Annotated in this window: 15 protein-coding genes and 1 pseudogene; 9 read left to right on the forward strand and 7 right to left on the reverse strand. The window is 46.4% G+C overall.

The features are described from left to right. The first annotated feature begins 168 nt into the window (after window positions 1-168). The 3 genes from QUB30_RS21210 (at window position 169) to QUB30_RS21220 (ending at window position 2,803) form a co-directional block, all read left to right on the forward strand. Window positions 169-1,896, forward strand: a complete 1,728-nt coding sequence (locus QUB30_RS21210) for an ABC transporter ATP-binding protein (RefSeq protein ID WP_333337162.1) — start codon at window positions 169-171, stop codon at window positions 1,894-1,896. A 170-nt stretch (window positions 1,897-2,066) separates the two neighbouring features. Beyond that, complete coding sequence (locus QUB30_RS21215; RefSeq protein WP_333337164.1) at window positions 2,067-2,483, forward strand: XisH family protein; 417 nt, start codon at window positions 2,067-2,069, stop codon at window positions 2,481-2,483. Then, the gene (locus tag QUB30_RS21220) at window positions 2,471-2,803 is read left to right on the forward strand and encodes a XisI protein (protein ID WP_333337166.1); all 333 of its coding nucleotides are present in this window, start codon (window positions 2,471-2,473) and stop codon (window positions 2,801-2,803) included. Before QUB30_RS21215 ends, QUB30_RS21220 begins: the two co-directional genes overlap by 13 nt. Before the next feature lie 28 nt (window positions 2,804-2,831). On the opposite strand, the gene QUB30_RS21225 is transcribed toward QUB30_RS21220, so the two are convergent. After that, complete coding sequence (locus tag QUB30_RS21225; RefSeq protein ID WP_333337167.1) at window positions 2,832-3,047, reverse strand: hypothetical protein; 216 nt, start codon at window positions 3,045-3,047, stop codon at window positions 2,832-2,834. Between the two features lie 19 nt (window positions 3,048-3,066). After that, window positions 3,067-7,563 (reverse strand): WD40 domain-containing protein, encoded by a 4,497-nt coding sequence (locus QUB30_RS21230; RefSeq protein ID WP_333337169.1) that lies wholly within the window; start codon window positions 7,561-7,563, stop codon window positions 3,067-3,069. Window positions 7,564-7,927: 364 nt separating this feature from the next. Between QUB30_RS21230 and QUB30_RS21235 the strand changes: the two genes are divergently transcribed. Further along, window positions 7,928-8,284 (forward strand): hypothetical protein, encoded by a 357-nt coding sequence (locus QUB30_RS21235; protein ID WP_172186242.1) that lies wholly within the window; start codon window positions 7,928-7,930, stop codon window positions 8,282-8,284. 52 nt (window positions 8,285-8,336) lie between these two features. Here the strand turns inward: QUB30_RS21235 and QUB30_RS21240 are convergent, their stop codons facing one another. From QUB30_RS21240 to QUB30_RS21250, 3 genes are all read right to left on the reverse strand, one after another. Next, a complete protein-coding gene (locus tag QUB30_RS21240; protein ID WP_333337171.1) occupies window positions 8,337-9,305 on the reverse strand; it encodes a YegS/Rv2252/BmrU family lipid kinase in 969 nt (322 codons plus the stop codon). Between the two features lie 272 nt (window positions 9,306-9,577). Beyond that, window positions 9,578-10,306 (reverse strand): DUF3891 family protein, encoded by a 729-nt coding sequence (locus QUB30_RS21245; protein WP_333337173.1) that lies wholly within the window; start codon window positions 10,304-10,306, stop codon window positions 9,578-9,580. Window positions 10,307-10,441: 135 nt separating this feature from the next. Further along, the gene (locus QUB30_RS21250; protein WP_333337175.1) at window positions 10,442-12,043 is read right to left on the reverse strand and encodes a metallophosphoesterase; all 1,602 of its coding nucleotides are present in this window, start codon (window positions 12,041-12,043) and stop codon (window positions 10,442-10,444) included. A 371-nt stretch (window positions 12,044-12,414) separates the two neighbouring features. Here QUB30_RS21250 and QUB30_RS21255 point away from each other — a divergent pair, with 371 nt between their 5' ends. The 3 genes and pseudogenes from QUB30_RS21255 to QUB30_RS33925 form a co-directional block, all read left to right on the forward strand. After that, complete coding sequence (locus tag QUB30_RS21255) at window positions 12,415-12,675, forward strand: type I restriction-modification system subunit M N-terminal domain-containing protein (RefSeq protein ID WP_333337177.1); 261 nt, start codon at window positions 12,415-12,417, stop codon at window positions 12,673-12,675. Next, on the forward strand, window positions 12,672-12,902 hold the full coding sequence (locus QUB30_RS21260) for a hypothetical protein (RefSeq protein ID WP_333337179.1): 231 nt from the start codon (window positions 12,672-12,674) through the stop codon (window positions 12,900-12,902). The genes QUB30_RS21255 and QUB30_RS21260 overlap by 4 nt, the downstream gene beginning before the upstream one ends. 21 nt (window positions 12,903-12,923) lie before the next feature. After that, window positions 12,924-13,103 (forward strand): annotated as a pseudogene (locus QUB30_RS33925) (N-6 DNA methylase); the annotation flags it as partial. 317 nt (window positions 13,104-13,420) lie between these two features. Here QUB30_RS33925 and QUB30_RS21265 read toward each other — a convergent pair. Further along, window positions 13,421-14,527: an alpha/beta fold hydrolase gene (locus QUB30_RS21265; RefSeq protein ID WP_333337181.1), complete on the reverse strand. Its 1,107-nt coding sequence runs from the start codon at window positions 14,525-14,527 to the stop codon at window positions 13,421-13,423. Next, window positions 14,520-15,710, reverse strand: coding sequence for a transposase (locus QUB30_RS21270; RefSeq protein WP_333337234.1), 1,191 nt, complete (start codon window positions 15,708-15,710; stop codon window positions 14,520-14,522). The genes QUB30_RS21265 and QUB30_RS21270 overlap by 8 nt, the downstream gene beginning before the upstream one ends. Before the next feature lie 748 nt (window positions 15,711-16,458). On the opposite strand from QUB30_RS21270, the gene QUB30_RS33930 reads away from it, so the two are divergent. Together QUB30_RS33930 and QUB30_RS21280 are read left to right on the forward strand one after the other, a co-directional pair. Further along, complete coding sequence (locus QUB30_RS33930) at window positions 16,459-16,632, forward strand: type I restriction enzyme endonuclease domain-containing protein (protein ID WP_445300526.1); 174 nt, start codon at window positions 16,459-16,461, stop codon at window positions 16,630-16,632. A 613-nt stretch (window positions 16,633-17,245) separates the two neighbouring features. Further along, window positions 17,246-18,631: a hypothetical protein gene (locus tag QUB30_RS21280; RefSeq protein ID WP_333337183.1), complete on the forward strand. Its 1,386-nt coding sequence runs from the start codon at window positions 17,246-17,248 to the stop codon at window positions 18,629-18,631. Window positions 18,632-18,921: the final 290 nt, after the last annotated feature.

Below are 18,921 nucleotides of genomic sequence, written 5' to 3' on the forward strand. Positions count from 1 at the left end.
GGCTCAGATATCTCTATGACTTACGCAGAGATCCCCTAAATCCCCCTTCAAAAGGGGGACTTTGAATAATAATCTTGTCCCCCCCTTACTAAGGGGGGTTAGGGGGGATCGAAGTTTGAATATTCTTGCAGAGATCCCCAAAAACAGAATTTGCGAGGGCAAAATATCTTGAAAACTCGATCGACATACTGGCAAATCTTACCCTACCTCCGTCCCCAAAAACAAACCATCGGTAAAGCATTAGCTTGTACCGTAGTATTTACCGTATTTTGGCCAATTATAGCGTGGCTGGTTGGCGAAACAGCCAAATTTATAGGCAACGGAGATTTACAAGGGTTCGCTCAAATTGCTGCACTCAGCGCCATTATATTTCTAATTCGCGGTACAGCCCAGTACGGTCAAGATACGCTGATGGCAAAAGCTGCTTTGACTATTGCTTTAGAAATTCGCAAAAAAGTCTACTCCCACCTGCAAAAACTCAATATCGGCTACTTTGAAACCGCCAAAACAGGAGACTTATCCTACCGCCTCACGGAAGATATTGACCGCATTGGCGAAGTAGTAAATAAATTTTTTCATCAGTTTATCCCTTGTGTTTTGCAGCTAATTGCCGTCCTGGGATATATGATTTATCTCAACTGGCAATTAACTTTAGGTGCATTAATTATTGCACCGCTGATGGCTATTTTAATTGGCTGGTTTGGTGAAAGACTGCTGAGTTACTCGCGGCAAAGTCAAAATCGCATCTCTGATTTATCCGCTTTACTCACAGAAGTGTTCAGCGGCATTCGTTTAATCAAAGCATTTGTGGCTGAAGACTACGAAATTGCCCGCTTTGCAGAAGAAGCAGAACAAAACCGCCGCGCTAAGTATCTGTCAGAACGAATAAAAGCACTTCAGTTCGTTGTAGTTGGCTTTTTGGAAGCGATGAGCGTGATTTTGCTCTTTTTCCTGGGAGGTTGGCAAATTTCTCAAGGAAATCTCACAGCTACTCAATTTATCAGTTATATCGCAGGGGTGGCACTTTTAATTGACCCGATCGCCATTACTACTGCTAATTACGGGGATTTTAAGCAGGGAGAAGCTTCTAGCGATCGCATTTTTGAATTATTAGCAATTCAACCCGCTGTAGTCGAAAAATCGGGTGCAATCGAACTTCCCCACGTTACCGGAAAAGTCGAATATCGCAACATTAATTTTGCCTATAACTCAGAGACACCGATTCTGCAAAACATGAGTTTGTTGGTGCTTCCCGGAGAAATGATTGCTCTTGTCGGCGCATCGGGTGCGGGTAAAACTACTTTAGTAAACTTGTTACCCAGATTTTACGATCCGCAAGCGGGACAGATTTTAATTGATGGGATTGATATTCAAGATGTGACATTAAATACGCTGCGTCGGCAAATCGGCATTGTGCCACAAGAAACTATTTTATTTTCGGGTACGATTGCTCAAAATATCGCTTTCGGGCGGTCTTATTATGAACTGAAAGATGTGCAAAAAGCTGCGGAGATTGCTAACGCTCATCAATTCATTAGTGAGTTTCCCGACGGTTATCAAACTTGGGTAGGAGAAAGGGGTGTAAATTTATCTGGGGGACAGAAACAAAGAATTGCGATCGCCCGTGCAGTTTTGCTTAATCCGAGAATATTGATTTTGGATGAAGCGACATCGGCGCTGGATTCGGAATCCGAAGGTTTAGTGCAGGAAGCGCTGGAAAGATTGATGCGCGATCGCACGGTGTTTATTATCGCGCACCGCTTGGCTACTGTGCGGAGAGCCGATCGCATTTTAGTTTTGGAAAAAGGCAGAATTGTGGAATCTGGGACGCACGAGGAGTTGCTGGAAAAGGGCGATCGATATGCTGGCTACTACGCTCAACAGTTTAGTCAGTAGGCTACATTAGAAACCGGGTTTTTGGCCGTTTCTGCTGGCCTCAACGAAGTATTATCGAAAAAAACCCGGTTTCTGACCACCCGTGGGTCAGTGATGTTCTAGATGAACAGCGCATATACTTAAAATACAACAACTACCCAAGATATTAAACACAACGAGTCAGTACAACCATGCCTGCTAAAGATGCCTTTCACGAAGTCGTTAAAATCGCTCTCCAGAAAGATGGATGGCAGATTACTCACGATCCATACACTTTACAGGCAGGAACTCTCGAACTTTACATCGACTTGGGTGCGGAAAAGGTGGTTGCGGCAGAAAAAGACGGACAGAAAATCGCCGTTGAAATCAAAAGTTTTATTGGCCCATCCAAAATATCCCAATTTTACACAGCTTTAGGACAATTCATTAGTTATCGAGCAGCTTTACAACAACAAGAAACTGACCGCATTTTATACCTGGCAGTACCCAGTAATGTCTACGATAGTTTTTTCACAATGGGGTTTATTCAGTCTTTAGTTCAACAAAATCAAATTCATTTGATGATTTACGATATAGAGCAAGAGGCGATCGCACAATGGCAAAGGTAGACCTTTACAGGCAGCACATCCAAAATCTGCTCTCCCAACACGCTAGTCTTGTTTGGGATGAGCGCATTCAGGCTCAAACTATCTTTGATGTCGAGCGCGATCATTATCAATTAGTATATGTCGGCTGGCGCAATCAGCGGCGAATTTATGGCCCGGTTTTGCACCTGGATATTATGGACAATAAAATCTGGATTCAGCAAGATGGAACCGAGGTGGGTATTGCTAACGAACTCGTAGAATTGGGAGTTCCCAAACAAGATATTATACTTGGTTTTGACCCTCCTAATATGCGAAAATTAAGTGAATTTGCCATAGAATAAATTAGGTTTAACTGCTCCAGTAGTTTCTTTATTCTTGAAGTTCCCGATCGATTTCTTCAACAGTTCTGGAGACATGACGCCTGCGGATTTCTGTAAGCAATTCCAACACCTTACGCCGCCACGGAGGCTTTTCTGGTATAATTACAAAAACTTCAACTTCTTCACCCACAGATCCAGGCGGCACTTGAATTTCAAGTTTATTTCCTGCAAGAACTTTGGTTGTAATCCGTATTGCTGACTGCATAGTTTCTCCTGTGCGACGATCAATTTTCAACAGCCCCTAAAGCTTTGAGCGTGGCTTTTTCAACTTCCGTTAAACCCGTAACTCCTGCAATATTCATGTTTTCATAAGGTCTGTCACTTTTGAGTATTTTGAGGCACTCACCGGTCTCAATCTCCCCAATCATAATTGTGCCATCCCGACTGCAAGTAGCAATCAATTTACCATCATAATTGAAGGCAACTGAGTTAATTCTACTGGTATGACCTGGCAAAATTTTTAGACATTCACTTGTACGGATATCCCATATTCTTACCGTTCCATCTACACTTCCACTAGCAACTATTTCACCAGAATAACTAAAGGCAACTGAACGTATCCAATCAGTATGCCCTTGCAAGATTTTGAGGCATTCACCATTGCGAACATCCCATAATCTTACTGTTCGATCGACACTTCCACTGGCAAGATTTTCACCGTTCTGGCTAAAGGCGATCGCCCGCGCCCAACCCGTATGCCCCTGTAAGATGTGGAGGCATTCACCAGTATGGATATCCCACAGCCTCACCGTTCCGTCAAAACCTGCACTGGCAAATATCTCGCCCAAAGGACTGAAAGCAGCCGAGTGTACAGAATTGTTATGCCCGTGCAACGTTTTGAGGCATTCGCCAGTACCGATATCCCACAGCTTCACCGTTTGGTCATAACCTGCACTCGCAAGTATTTCACCATTTGGACTGAAGGCTATCGATCGTGTTTCATTGCCAAATTCTGGCAAAGTATGAAGGCATTCACCACTGCGAATATCCCACAGTTTCAGTGTTTGGTCATAACTAGCGCTGGCAAGTATTTGACCCGAAGGATTGAAGGCAACTAAGTTTACCCGATCGAGATGCCCGTGCAAAATTTGGAGGCACTCACCGCTGCTGACATCCCACAGCTTGACTGTTTGCGCGTCATCGGCGCTGGCAAACATTTCACCGTTGGGACTAAAGGCGATCGACCTTACTTGATTGCTATGCCCTTGCAGCGTATTCAAGCATTCACCGCTGTTGATATCCCACAGCTTCAGCGTTTTATCGTAACTGCCGCTAACAAGTATTTCACCCCCAGGATGGAAGGCGATTGACCCTACTCGATCGTTATGCCCTTGCAAAGTATTCAAGCATTCACCGCTGTTGATATCCCACAGTTTTCCTGTGCGATCGTGACTGCCACTTGCAAGTATTTCGCCATTTGGGCTAAAGGCGATCGACCGTATTTGATCGAAATGTCCCTCCAAAGTTTTGAGACATTCACCGCTGCTGATATTCCACAGCCTCACTGTTTTGTCGGCACTTCCACTAGCAAGCATCTCACCAGCAGAATTGAAAGCAACTGAAAACACGTTTTTAGTATGTCCCTGCAAAATTTGCAGGCGTTCAGCAGTGTGAATATTCCACAACCTCACTGTTTTGTCGCCGCTTCCACTAGCAAGTATTTCACCAGCAGGATGGAAAGCAACTGAAAATACAACTTTAGTATGGTCTTGCAAAATTTTGCAGCATTCACCCGTGCGGATATCCCATAACCTTATCGTGCAATCGAAACTCCCGCTAGCGAGTAGATTTCCATCAGGATTGAAGGTGACTGACATTACCGATCCGGTATGTCCCTGCAAAACTTTTAAACATTCACCAGTCTTGACATCCCATAACTTGATTGTATTTTCATAACTTCCGCTAGCAAGTATCTCACCGTCAGGACTGAAGGCGACTGACTCCACCACGTTGGTATGTCCTTTACAGGTCAATATTTCTCTGCAACTGCTAGCTTCCCACAAGCGAACTACGCCATCACTATCACCTGTAGCTAACAGTTTGCCATCAGGACTAAATATTACTGACCGAACACTGCCGAAGATTTTAGTAAAAGCAGAATTAGCCAAATTCGCTTCAGCAAAATTGACGTGGCGCAGACTAGCATCTGTAAAATCAGCACCTAAAATAACTGCACGAGAAAGGTCTTTTTCTTCTAACGCAGTCCGATCGATTTTCACCAAAAGCGTCGCCGCATTCCCTCCCACATAACCTACCTCACTTTCAGTTTTTCCCCGCGTTGCTTCCAGAATTTCCAATAATTTCTCCGTAGCTGCCCCTACGTCGAGGCAGGGCCGGCACGAGGACACCGCCCCTACCATTGGTAACAACAAATCCATCACTGCTTTTGTCAGCGGCGCGTGTCCAAAACTCTGACGGAGTTGTCCTAAATCTTCAGCAGTAAATCCCTTTAAAGCTGCAATAAGTTCACCTTTATTTCTCTTCTGGGCTTGCAGCCGACAATAATTAGACCAAGTGTATTCTTGAGGCGCTGCATTAGGATCTAAACAAGACTGTTCCGGCGCAACTAATTCGGTAAAATCTGCGGCCAAAACTCCCAATTCCGCTGCAAATTTATAAGCGACAAAAAACTCTAATAACGAACGGTGCGCCGGAGTATAATCGCCATCAGCATTGCGAATCAGCATCGTTTGACCCATCATGTCGTAGTGCCAGTGGTCTAAGTCTTTTTCCTCTTGGACGACGGAACCAAACAAGCTGCGAATGCGATCGGGAAAACCGCGATAATTGAGACTCATTTGGTCGGTAGACAGCATTTCCCAAGACAGTTCGCACAAAAAGTAAAGCTTATCTGCTACAGAAGTAAAAGTACGTTCTGCTTTGATATCTCTCTCTATCTTCCGCCGCACCGCATACAGATAGATCCGCGACATATCGACTGGTTTTCCAGCTTCAATATCGGGCAATGCTTCCAAAATTAACTCTGTCATCACCGGGCGACGCGCTAAATCCAATAACTGCGGGTTTCCCATCACTTTTTCCACTGTCGCGGCTTCAGTTTGAAATGACAGCGCTTGCCCAATTTGCTCGTCGTTAAATTTCTCTAATTCTAAGACTTCAAATTGGGGAGTTTCGCCTGTTAAAATGGTTGTTGATGCTTGCAGTTCGGCATTGAACAATGCCCGTCCTTCCTTGCCTTCAGGAAAGTGTTCGGTACGGCAAGTGAGGATGACTTTTGCGCCGGGAACGACGGTTTTTGCTAGTTCCCAGAAGTTGTTGATGGTTTCTTGCCGATCGCACTTAGCGGCCATTTCATCAAAACCATCGAAAATCAACAGAAACTTGCCCATCCGATTCAGTTGTTCAAATGCCGAATAACCCGCCAGAGGTATCTCGTGCTTGCGAAAGAAAAACTCGGAAAATAGCGACTCCACACTAACGGCTTTAGCGTAATCTCGCAGCGGAATTACTAACGGCAAACGCGGACGTTCCAAGCCGCGCTTTTGAGCTTCTAGGTAGCGTTGCAGCGCCATCCAAGCGTAGTGCATCGCAAACCAAGTTTTTCCAGTCCCAAATTCTCCTAAAACTGAAATATGTTCTTTTACTGGGTCATTCAACCACAGGTCAATATAACCTTCGATCCAGCCATCTCGCCCGTCATAATGACTCACGCCTATCTTGCGCTGAGTATCGGGGTCAATTTCTTCTTTTGTACAAGCTAGCGGCACGTATTTTGTATCAATTTCCCGGCTGGTAATTTCCGTTTCCAGCCAATCGAGATAAGCGGTAAAATCGGCATCTTGGTCGAGCAATTCATCGAAGGTATAGCAAGCTAGATCGCGATTTTCGGCTTTCACTACTTCATCCCGCGCTGCGCGACTGATGCGGCGGGCGGTGACTAACCAGCCTTCATCGGTGCGCTGTTTTTCCACCGACTCGCGCAGGGCTGAGATGTCTCTGAGTCCCGCTTCTCCGGCAATTCCGCGCACTAAAATGCGATCGTACCGATTGCGTCTGACGGGAACATTGATAATCCATTCAAAATAGTTATCTTCCGAGATTTGATATGGCTCAAACTTATAACTTAATGTTTCAAACCAACCTCGAACTTGTTGCGATAAAATAAAAACTTTAGACTTTTGAATATTGCTTGATGCGGCTGCGGGAAGTGCGGGATAATCTTCAGCTTCCAGTCGTGCAAATTCGGTGCGAATTCCTTCGAGAGTGGGGAGGCGATCGATGCGATCCATTACCATAGATAGGCGTTTTTGCAAAGAGGCGATCGCATTTCCCACCATCACATCTCCCAGCGTCCGCGTCCGCTTTGCTACTTCCATAAACACGGCGGCAAATGCCATGAATTCCCGTCGGGGGTCAATGCCTAAATCTCGAATTTCTTTGCCTAAAGCACTCTCATTCAGATATTCATCGCCTGCTTGAATTAAAATGGCTGGGCTATCGGACTCGAAGGCTTTGCGAAATGCTGATTCAATCTCTTTTTGGCGAAACAGTTCTAAAATCTGCTTTGGTTTGCCAGCGCCGTATTCTACTAAAGTATAAACATAGACTCCCGCGAAATCGGCTGGCGGAGCATCGGGGTCGAGGTTAAATCTTTTTAATAATTTGATGACTGTTTCGTTGCGCTGAAACTTGTCTTTGACGGTGCCGAAGGGAATTGCCGTCAGGAGGCTGATAACTAAGTCGAGACTAATTGGGATCATGGAGGTATTCCTATTTGTCCGTGGAAGTAAGGCTCAAATCGGTAGGCTGTGTCCCTGAAATGCGTTGCGACAGCAAACTGCTGTAATTCTATGTTAACAGGAGTTACGCACTCCGGCAAAAGAAACCGGGTTTTTACAGACTCTGCTGGCTGGAACGAAATATTTTCGGAAAAAACCCGGTTTCTGACTACCGGTGCCTAGGTTCAATTCTGTTAATTAGCTTAGCATTTTTTACCAAAATTGACAATAAAAAAATAGAGCAAAAACCGACATATTTTGTAGTACAATTAACGGTTATATTAGTTGTTATATCCTGAATGCAAAAGCTAAAATATAGATAACTTACAAATAAATCTTGCTATCTATGAAAATACAATCTTCCGTCTTAGTCCATCTAGGATTTGGCAAATATGTACGCTCCGATCGAGTAACAGCAGTAATACCAATTGAAGAAGAACGGGGGCCTGGTCGGCGCACTTTCGTGCATATAGACGGCGAAGCAGACCCGATCGTTGCTTCGCGAGCCGAAGACACCATCATCCGCGATTTGGTGCAGGAACCGCGCGAAATAACTCAAGCTCGCCAACAACAAGAAATCCTGCAAGATTTGCTGGCAGATTTGAGCAATGTTAACGTCACCGTGCGCCGTATCAGCCGCGATGAAGGCGGACTCGATCTCGAACGTTTGGAGCGCCGCATTCGCCAAATCTTAGACGCCTAAAAATAAAAGACCGCCCGGGCGGTCTTTCTGATTATTTGTGTCGCTAAAAAGTTTAAGTTAAGGGTTTCAGTGTAATTTCGATGTCCGCTAAACCAGTGAGTTTTTCCACGACTGGCTCTCCTTCAACTTGCGGTACAAAAATAGTTAAACCTCCCGGAACGCACTCAATAGAAACCGGAGTCATGCCGATGATTTCCCCATCTAAAACCACTTTCTGAGGCGGATCGGTACTAATCGTTACTTTTTTTGCCCGCAAATAACCGATGTCGTCGCGATCGGTAGGATGGCCGCTCAAAGCTGTTTGCAATAAGTGATAAGAAGCTGCGATCGCCCCTGCTTTATTCTGAGGCGCAACCAGCGTCACGTCCAGCAAGCCGTCATCAAAAATAATTCCCGCCGGGCCTTGAGCTAAAATGGAAGTAGGCGGCGCTGCATTCGCTACTGTTACGGCCACAGCAGTAAGGCTGATAAATTTATCGTCAGTTTCGATTTCCGCTTCAAATCTTTCTAAATTGTTTAACTGTTTAATTCCCGACAGAATGTAAGCCAGCATTCCCCAGCGATTCTTCATTTCGCGATCGGCTAGTTCGACAGTTTCCGCCTCAAAACCCACTCCAGCTAACAAAACCATCGGCTTTTCACCGTTGCAAATCCCGGCATCCACCACCCGCGTCAACCCTCCCACAATAGTAGCGCAGGCGGCTTCAATTGTATTCGGAAGGCCTAAAGCATTAGCAAAAGCATTAGCAGTTCCCCGCGAAATAATTCCTAAAGGAATATTTGTGCCCACAATCGCGCCGGCAACCGCTGATAATGTGCCATCGCCCCCGGAAGCAATAATTGCCTCAACTCCCCTAGCCACTGCTTCGCGGGCAATGTCATCTGCGTCTACTTCTGGAGTTGTCAGCCGAATGTCTAAGTCAATAAAAGGCTCTAAAAGTTCCTGAATTCTAGCTAAGTCTTGGTCGGGGTCGCTGTTACCGGCGACTGGATTGAAAATTAGACAAGCTGAACGTTTCATATGTGGTAATAGGTAATTGGTAATGGGTAATGGCGGAACTGAAACCCTCAATTTTTTTTTGTTTGTATTGAAGTTTCGATGCCCCTAAATCTCTCTTAATAAGACCCACTTTAAGTGTTCTTGTCCCACCCCCTACTCCCCTTTATTAAGGGGGATTAGGGGGGAGCAAGACTCAACTATAACGCTGATTGAGACATGGTTTTAACCTTAAATTTACACAAATGCAAGGCCAAACTCCGACAACAACCCTCACCTATTTTTCAAAGGTTTAATTAAGACTTGACAAAAGTCCACTCTAAGACTTCGCGCGGAGCTTTGTGCAGCGCTTCCTTGATTTCCTGGTTGCTGTCGAACTTGACTTTATCCAAATGGCACGCTTCGACGTTAACAGTAAACTTATCTTCTTCAAAAGGCCAAGGAGTTACAGTCAGGAGTTCGTTGCTGTTCTGTACAATATCGTAGCGCTTACCGTCCGGGCCGACACTAATTTCTAAAGCTCGTTCTCCGGCGGGTAACTCGCGGCTGCAAAGAATTAATGATAGCCGATCGCACCACTGGAAAAAAGCATAAGCTGCCTTAGCATCTTCCTCGGAAACTTGCAACTCTTTTTGCCATTTTTTTTGATTTGCCAGTTGCTCGTCCAAAAACTCGTCGAGTTCCTTCGACTCTCCCCGCTTGCCTTCGTTGAGATAGCTCATGTGCATAGAAATCAGCATGGCTACCCACCTACCGCGATATAGGGCATTCTGCGTCATGGCTTTAATTTTCGGCACAGAGGTTTCCGTCTGCAAGGTAAAATCAAAGGGCGCGCCCGCTTCAGTCAAAATATTTTCTTCCCACTCTTTCTCCAAATCATCGTGATGCGAAATAGCCGCTATGGTTTCGTAGAGGCGAACCGGAGATTTCGAGCGCTTCCACTGTCCGCCAAGTTGCGCCGCGAGCAAAGCGTGGGCGCGGTGGTAAATAATTTCCCAGCCGGTGGCGGTTAAGTTAGCAATCATTGAATTTTTGTCCTGAATTAAGTTGATAGAGCATTCGGCTCTCGATCCCCCCTAACCCCTCTTAAAAAAGGGGGGAACCGGTATGGTCAAAGTCCACCTTTTTAAGGGGGATCGAGACTTACAGAAAAACGAAAGTTAAATCACAAAAGGTTCGATCGAGATCTCGTGCCATTTCCCCTCAAATCGTTCGACAACCAAAGGTCGGATGCGGAACTTGGGAGGACACCCATCGAGAACGTCAATCCGCAAACACGAATAAGGACGGCGTTTGTGGGAACCTTGACCGCTGCGGCCGACAAATAGCAAAGATTCCGCTATCCGCCGAGAGCCTTTTTGCGATCGCCCGCCCTCACGCGCCAACCGATAAGCTTCTGGACTCAATACTTCCTCCAACACCGGCCCTTCCGGGCGCTGGCGGCGGAGACTGTGCCCGCTTCCCCCGCAGACAATCCAATTAATCCCAGAGTCGCCGTGTCCGGTATCCCCAGTCCGCAGGTATTCCAAACAGTGAGCGTGGCCCGTCAGCACCAAATCTACTAGCGGACGCCCCCGCGCCGCCTCCCCAACTGCATCGGCCACCCCGTCGAGTACCTCGCGCAATCGCAACCGAACCGCCAAAGTTTGAGCTTGATTCCATTTTGTCGCCTCCGTCACGTAGGGGGGATGGTGCAGGTAAATTACCCGCCCCCGCACCTCGGAATCAGCCCAAGACGCAATCAGTCTTTTTTTCAGCCATTCGAGCTGTTCAAAGTCTGTAACTGTTTTCTCGGGGGACAGTTGTTTGTCAATATCCATCAAGATTTCGTCAACTTGCTCTAATTTGGCGGCTAAGTCGTCTAGCTGTTCGGCTTCCTCGGGAATTTGGGGGTTGAGCCGAGCGCACATTTCGAGCATTGCCAATTTTTCTTGTTCCAACTTCTGGCGATCGAGTTCCAAATTCTGGCGGCGAATGTCGCCCTGTTTGGTTTTCGGGATCGGTAAAGGTTCGTTGAAGGTGTTGGAGTCGAGGGCGAAGAAGTCTATGCCGCCGCTGCAGAAGGTGTAGTAGCGGTTGGGTAAGCGGGTAAAGCGTCCGGGTTGGTAGCGGAGGCAGCGGCCTGTGCTGGTGCTGGCGGTGTAGTGGGCGTCTAGGTGGCGATCGAGCTCTCCCGGCATTTTGTGAGCTTTGAGGTAGTCGAGAAAGGCTTTGGCGTAGGTATTTCCGCGATCGGAACCGTGCCAGCCGACATCGAGATCCAACTTGGAACCCAACAGCCGGCGCAGCGGCAAAGCTGTCGCCGACAGAATGCCGTAGACTATCGGCAAGTCGTAATAGTCGTGGTTTCCCGGTACTGGCAAAAACGGAAAGTTAAACACCATGCGATCGTAGGCAATCCGAGAGGGATGCTCGCCGCCGACTATAAATTCTCGGTAGGGGCGAATAAAATTTTGCAAGTAATATTCGCTGGAACCGACGAGATAAACTACATCGCCCGTGTGGAGGACGAAACGGCAAGTTTCGCGCTCGGAGACCATCTGTTCGGCAATCTGCCGCTGGGGATTGTAGCCGCGGTGATTGCCCGTGCCGCTGTCGCCTGCGACTAAAAACGAAAACTCTGGAGAGTCGGTGGTTGGAGATTCCAAAACCATCCGAGTTTGGTCGATTCCCCGATCGACGATCGACTGTTCTTGCCACCGCACCCGCTCGTTCATTTTGCGGATTTTGACTTTTATTTGCGGGTCGGAAACGAATTTCAATTCACCTCTTCTCCAAAATTGCTGAGTTCCTAGTTAATAGTGTAGCGATCGGGCGAGTTTTTACATCTCTCTAAAAGCTGAAAATCGAGGCGCGGGTACTCAGAAACCGGGTTTTTTACGAGAATACTGCCTTACAACTCACATCTTGCACCATTTTCTTTAACCCGCCGGGGGTTGAAACCCCAGGGGGTTATTGGAACTGGTGCAACATCTCAGTTAAAACCGATAGCAACGGCCAAAAACCCGGTTATGAACGCTTTGATGCGAGCGTCCCATATCTCAACTAAGATAAAAGTTTGTATGAGGCGGTGCTGTTTGTTGTTGCCGAAGACGAGGGAATCTATCAAGGACATACGAAGATAACACTAACAATGCCAGCCCATTATACCGAACTCGAAAAATGCCTTTGGGAAGCAGCCGACGAACTCTGGGCAAACTCTAAACTCAAGCCTTCGGAATATTCCGTCTCTGTTTTGGGGTTAGTTTTTCTGGTCTATGCTGACTATAAGTTTGCGCTGGTTTCTGGGGAAATAGCAGCGCGAAGCAGCAGGCTGCGTACCGTGGGTAAGGCGGATTACCAGGCACTCTTGGGCGCTTTATTTGCCGGAAACTGCCCGCGCATGATTATTTGATCGATCGCCCGGAAGCTCTTGATATTGGCGGGGCGATTAATGTGGCCATGAAGGCGATCGCTTCGGAGAATGAGGAACTCGGCGGCGCTTTGCCTATAAATTACAACAGCTTGGAAAAACCGATTTTGCGGGAGTTGTTTAAAATCTTAAATCGGATTCCCATAGCAAATATTACTGAGGATGTGTCTGGGGGAAATTCTCAGTATTTCCTGGGGAATTTTGCTTAGGAAGAACGGCCCAAAGGCGGAGAGTTTTTTACTCCAATTTCAATGGTAAAGCTGATTGTCGATGTAATAGAGCCGAATTACGGGCGAATTTTAGACCCGGCTTGTGGTGGGGGAATGCTGGTTTCGAGTGGCTCAATAAAAATTTGGGTTAAGAAAAAGGCATTACGAGAGAGTAATTCTCGCAATTTGCGGTTTGATTAGATTGAGAGTTGGAGCTTTAGTTTTACCTAGTTAATAGCTGACACAATAATCAAAAAAACGAATAAATTAATCGATATTTTTTCACTACTTTTTAACTATAATTGCTTCTAATCCTTATGCTGGCGTCACATCGAGGTTAAGTCAACTGGCTGTGCAAATTATGCACAATTGTGTCCCAGTAAGCCACTCAGCTTTTGCCCCGATGTCTAGTGTTTTTGCGAAATAGTTTTAAGGTTCTGGACTGGAGGGATTAAACCCTCTAATCCTTTCATCCCCGCAACTATTGCCGAAGAGTGTTCAAGTTTTATTTTATAATTTTAATCCACACTCAAGGCATCGAACCACTGTAAAATCCGATTCCATGCCCACCACCGATCGCTATCAGCAAATTGATGCTGACAACGTTTACTACTGATATGCCCAACATGACCGCCGTAGGCTGTCACCACTAATTCCAAGGCAGGATTGTTCGCGCTAATGGCTTGCAACTCAGGGACAAGAATCGGGTCAAACATCGGATCATCTGCTGCATAAAGGATGTAAGTGGGTTTTTTGAGGTGAGGCAAAATGTTTAGAGCGCTGCTAGCGTCATAGTATTCTTCCACAGAGGAGAAACCTAAGGGGCCAATTACCAGTTCATGGTCAAAGCCCCAAATGCTGTTGGCGCGTTCAATAGCGGCAGGATCGATCGCCCCCGGATGCGATGCGGCGATGTTTTTTGCTAGTTTTTTTAACTGTCGCGCGATCGCTTTTTCTAAAAATTTCCCCCACTCATCTTTAACTAGATAAGACAGAGAACGGTTCGAGTCCAAGCTGGGGCAAATTACTGCCGCGCCTGCTAGTTCTGACTCTTCAATCCCTAAGTCCGGCCCCCAATCTGCGATTGTCTGAGCTGATTTTACGGCCCACAAGGCTAATTGTCCGCCCAGGGAATAACCCGTGAACCAAAAAGGGGCGGGACATCCCATTTCTTTAGCAGCGGCAGCAATCCGAACGAAATCTTCACCTTCGTATAGACCATCAGAAGTCAGGGTGGGAGAGAGTTGGGCAGTTTTGCCGTGAGCTCGCCAGTCAAAGAATACCACTGCACAGCCTTGGGCATAGGCTTTACGGCCTAGTAGCCTCAGATACCATTGATTATCCAGATCGCCAGTAATGCCGTAAGTGCCGACAATGGTATATCGGGGATTTTCGGGGATGGCAACCCAGCCGAAAATCGGGACTCCACAGGCGCCAGTAAAGATGTGTTCTCGGTAAGGTGGCTCTGGGTAAGCGATCGTCTTTTCCCAACGGCGACTAGCCCTTAATGCGGTGTACAACGTCATTAACAGGCCGTTGTTCAGCAGCCAAGGTGGAGTATAGGGAATGTTGACAACTCCCCGTCCTGAAGGAGCGGGGATTCTTAGTTCATTGGGACTACTCATGTAGCTTGCCCTCCCCAAAATTCACTGCGATTTGCCCAACCGCTGTATATCCACGCTGCAACACCACTTGCGCGGCTGCAACATCTCGATTCGTTTCATAGCCACAGGTTTGACATCTATGTACCCGTTCGGATAGTTCTTTTTTGCCTGTATGGGTTTGACATCTGGGGCAGGTTTGACTGGTTCCGTTTGGGTTTACAGACGCGAAGTACGCACCTCGCTTAAAGCAAACATGACCCAAGATATTCAGGAACTGACCAAACCCTGCATCAAGCGTGTGCTTGCTCATCATTCCGGCTGACATTGCTTTGAGGTTCAAGTCCTCAGCAAATACTGTTTGGGCTGCGTTACATAAATGATGTGCGGTCTTAAAATGAAAGTCTTTGCGACTGTTCGAGATGTATTCGTGGTGCAAGGCTATTTGGTGATGAATTTGACGAAACTTTCTAGAGCCTTTTTTCTTGCGCTTGAGTTGACGTTGCAGCAATTTCAGCTTGCGTTGTCCATCCACAAAGAATCGAGGTCTATCAATCAATTCACCATCAGAAGTTGCCAAAAAATATTCTAACCCTAAATCAATCCCTAATCCATGCCCTGAAGGTGAGGCTTGAGGCACTTGGACATCACATTGCAAAGTGAGCATGGCATAGTAGCCAGAAGCCCTCTTAACAACGCGAATTTGCTTGACATCAAACCCTTCAGGGATTGGACGCGACAGGTGCATTTTGACGCTTCCAATCTTGGGCAGGTTGACCCAATCGGCACCATCAAATCGTTTAACGGATTCTAGATTCAATTGAGGGAACACAAATGAGCGCATCCGCTTTTTGAATCTAGGAAAACCGTGTCCTCGTTCCCACATCGCCACAAACGCTGCCTCTAGTTGGCGCAACGCCTGCTGCAAGACATGGGTGTGAGGCAGTTTCAACTCAGGAATTAACTTCTTTGCTTCGGCCAATGATTTGCATTGCCGGGCAAAGGTTGGACGCGGTGCATCAGGAGGGATCATGTATTCCTGCTTAATGCTGCACGAGTTGATATCACACTTACGAGAATTGACCCAATCTTTTCGTTCTCGCAATGCAAAGTTGTAGACCTTGCGGCAAATATTGAGCCACAGGTCGAAAGTCTGGCGTTGCGTATCGGTAGGAATGAGCTTGTACTCGTAGGTTAGATTTAACATACAACCATTGTAGAGCACACCTGAATAAATGCGGTGCTGTTTATTCAAAAACCTTGCTTGAGAGATTCCGAACCGAAAGTCCCCCTAGAAGGGGGAGGCTTGTATCCCATTTTTTTGGTCAAGAGTGGTATTCGCTGTATCGCCACTCACCTCAAGCCGGAACCCCCCAGCAAGTCCGCACTCACAGCAAGGGCTATTGGGCTAAAACAGAAACCAGTTGGGGCCCGACGAAAGCGAGGGGTATCGCTAACCCTCCCAACATAAAAAAAACTCAAAACCCTTGTGGTATCGCTCTTCTGTCACAAAGCGTCAGAGTATAATAGACTAAAATATCTCAAACCTGAGCTGGGTCTATGGTTAAGCCTCGCCAAGCTAATTCGACTTGGAAATTGATTGATGAGTATTGTAGCTATTGCAGAAATCTGTTTCCAGAAGTCAGAAGCTTTGAAGCTTTTACCCACCTTCATGCGGATATAATTTCTGGCTCAAAGTCCTGTTTGCATCGGGTTACAAACACACCGAAACAGAGAAACTCAAAGGCATAATTAGCCGCCAGCTAACCCAAATGCTACGCCTCAACAAAAGCCGGATGAATTACCTAGATCAGTTCCAGCAAATGATTGATGAATATAATGCCGGTTCTCGCAATGTGGAGATATTCTTTGCCGATTTGGTGGACTTTGCCCAAGAACTCAATCTTGAGGATTAACGGGCAATATCCGAGAATTGGGCAGAGGAATAATTAGCGATTTCTGACTTATTAACCCAACCAGATATTACTTTAACCGAGCAAGAAAAGCACGAAATCAAGAAAGTAGCAAAGGAACTTTTGTCAACCCTCAAGAAAAAAAAATTAATCTTAGATTGGCGCAGGCGACAGCAAACCAAGGCAGCAGTTAAAGTAGCGATCGAGGAAATTTGAGATCGACTGCCCGAAAGCTACTCAACCGAAGCGTATCAACGGAAATGTCAAGAAGTTTACCAGCACGTCTACGAATCTTATTCTGAGGCCGGACGCAGTATTTACACCGCAGCAGCTTAAAGGTGGTGTAAATCCCACCCACAGCTTTTGTCAAAAATTCATCATAAATTCCTCAAAAATTTATCAAGGCTTAACCAAGTTTTTGTCACTTTTACTGTAATTTATGATACAGCTCGCGCAGGTTGCCCGCATCTGCACCAATCCACAATTGTTAATATTTAATTTTCCGATCTCCCTCCCTCTCGGGAGCATCTCATATTTGTAAAAACACTTCTTCTGGCTTCTTCCTTCTGCCTCTTGCCTTCTGCCTCCTGCCTCCTGCCTCCTGCGCCTCAAAATTCCAATTTCTAGCTGGGCTGCTTTCATTGAGATCCTCCCTCCCTCTCCCTCTCTCTTTCTCTCTCCCCCCCCTCTCCCTCTTGCCCTCCGCCCTCTCTCTATTTCACCCTAGAATTTGCAATTTTTGAGTCACAAATCATAGCACGATCGCAGCGGGTTTTGATACCATGCAATCAAGCGCAAGACGATCAGGGAATGCACTGGAGGTGCGTAAATGGAGCTTTTGGGAGAACAAAAACGCTGTTTGGATGGCTTGGTAAGCTCGATCGAGCAATTGGGAGGTCGAGTAGACATTGCGAAGCTGGAGCAGATAGCCGAGCTAATCATTCAAACGATGAGAGGGCCTTGGCGCTACTTTCACACGTCTGAACACATTTTTGAGGTGGGGGGGTCAGTCGATCCGATCGAGGTGCTGGCTGCGCTGTTTCACGACCTTGTATACGTGCAAGTGGATCAGGGCGTTAGTTTCAATATTAGTAGCGCCCTTTGTCCTTTTGTCAAAGAAGTGCGATCGCAGTTAGTTATTAAAGATGAAAGCGAAATGCCCGACGATGCCATGTATCAGCTAGTGGCCTCAGTCTTTGGGTTTATTCCCGGCAAGACTCTCTCTCCGTTTGGCGGCCAAAACGAATTTTTGAGTGCCGTGATTGCTGCCAAATCTTTGGAGCCTTTTTTGCCAGCTAGTACGATCGCCCAAATCGCCGCTTGCATCGAGGCTACTATTCCTTTTCGTCCGGTTTCGCCCAGTGGTTTGAGCGCGATCGAACTTTTGCACCAGCGGTTGGTAAGTATAAATCGCGATTTTGATTTCGGATGGACTGATGCCGAAACTGTTGAAATTGTCAAGCGTTCTGTCAGGTTAGCCAATCGGGATGTAGAGAATTTTGCCTCTCCAAATTCCTCTAATTTCTTAGACAATACTTGGAACTTGATGCCAGAAACCAACCACGAATTGGGCAATGCCAATTCCTATACTGTTGGTGGATATCGCAGGTCTCTGCAAAAAATGGAAGGATTTTTGAAGTTCCTCAAACCAGAACTGGTTTTCCAGCAGTTTATGCAAGAGCCGGACGATGCCACCTACGCTCACCTGATTGCCATAACTCGAAAAAATATCGAAGTTGCTAAACTTTATCTGGGGATAAAGCTAATTACCATCGCCATTTTAGAAGCTCTTTCCTACCGTTTGGGGCGCGATATTCCGCTTTCAACTATGATGGGAGAATTGCGCACGCCAGGATTTAAAACCTCTGTTTTGGAGGACTACTTGCCCAACCGACCGAGTGCCTATCCTCTAGACAGTCAGTTGCAAAGAGAAGTGTTAGACCTGCTAGAAATAGGACGCAATCAAGAATCGCGCTATGATATTAAAAACTCCCCGGTTTCTACGTTTATTATCAAATCTATCGGCTTTGCTGAAACAGAAAACTTTTTGAAGAAAGCTCAAGAGTTTTTTGCAGACCCTACTTCGTCGGAAGAGTTTCTGTCTTACTGTTCTCCCGATGTCATCGACACCATCTCTTCCGGGGTTATGAAACTCTTTGACAGCAGGAAGATGGCTTTAGGGAAAGTTAAATTAGCTCACCAAACTGTTTCTTAGCCAATCCCGGACGCACGAGACCCAAAAAACCCGGTTTCTGGTTGTCAGGTTCGAGGGTATACGATCAAATTACCTCAAGAAACCGGGTTTTTCCGTCCAGGACTGTGTTAAGGGATGAGAATTAAATAAAATCCACTTTTCATGACTGTTGTGGGATGGGCGTCCCGCCCGCCCAGAAAGGACGGGCGGGACGCCCATCCCACAAGAAAAAAGGGAAATTATTTAATTGACGATCCTTAGCAAATGTTTGGACAATCAGTTCACGATCGCAGAAACCTAGTTTCTTCAGT

Origin of the sequence: Microcoleus sp. BROC3 (assembly GCF_036702515.1) — a bacterium.
Taxonomy (GTDB): domain Bacteria; phylum Cyanobacteriota; class Cyanobacteriia; order Cyanobacteriales; family Microcoleaceae; genus Microcoleus.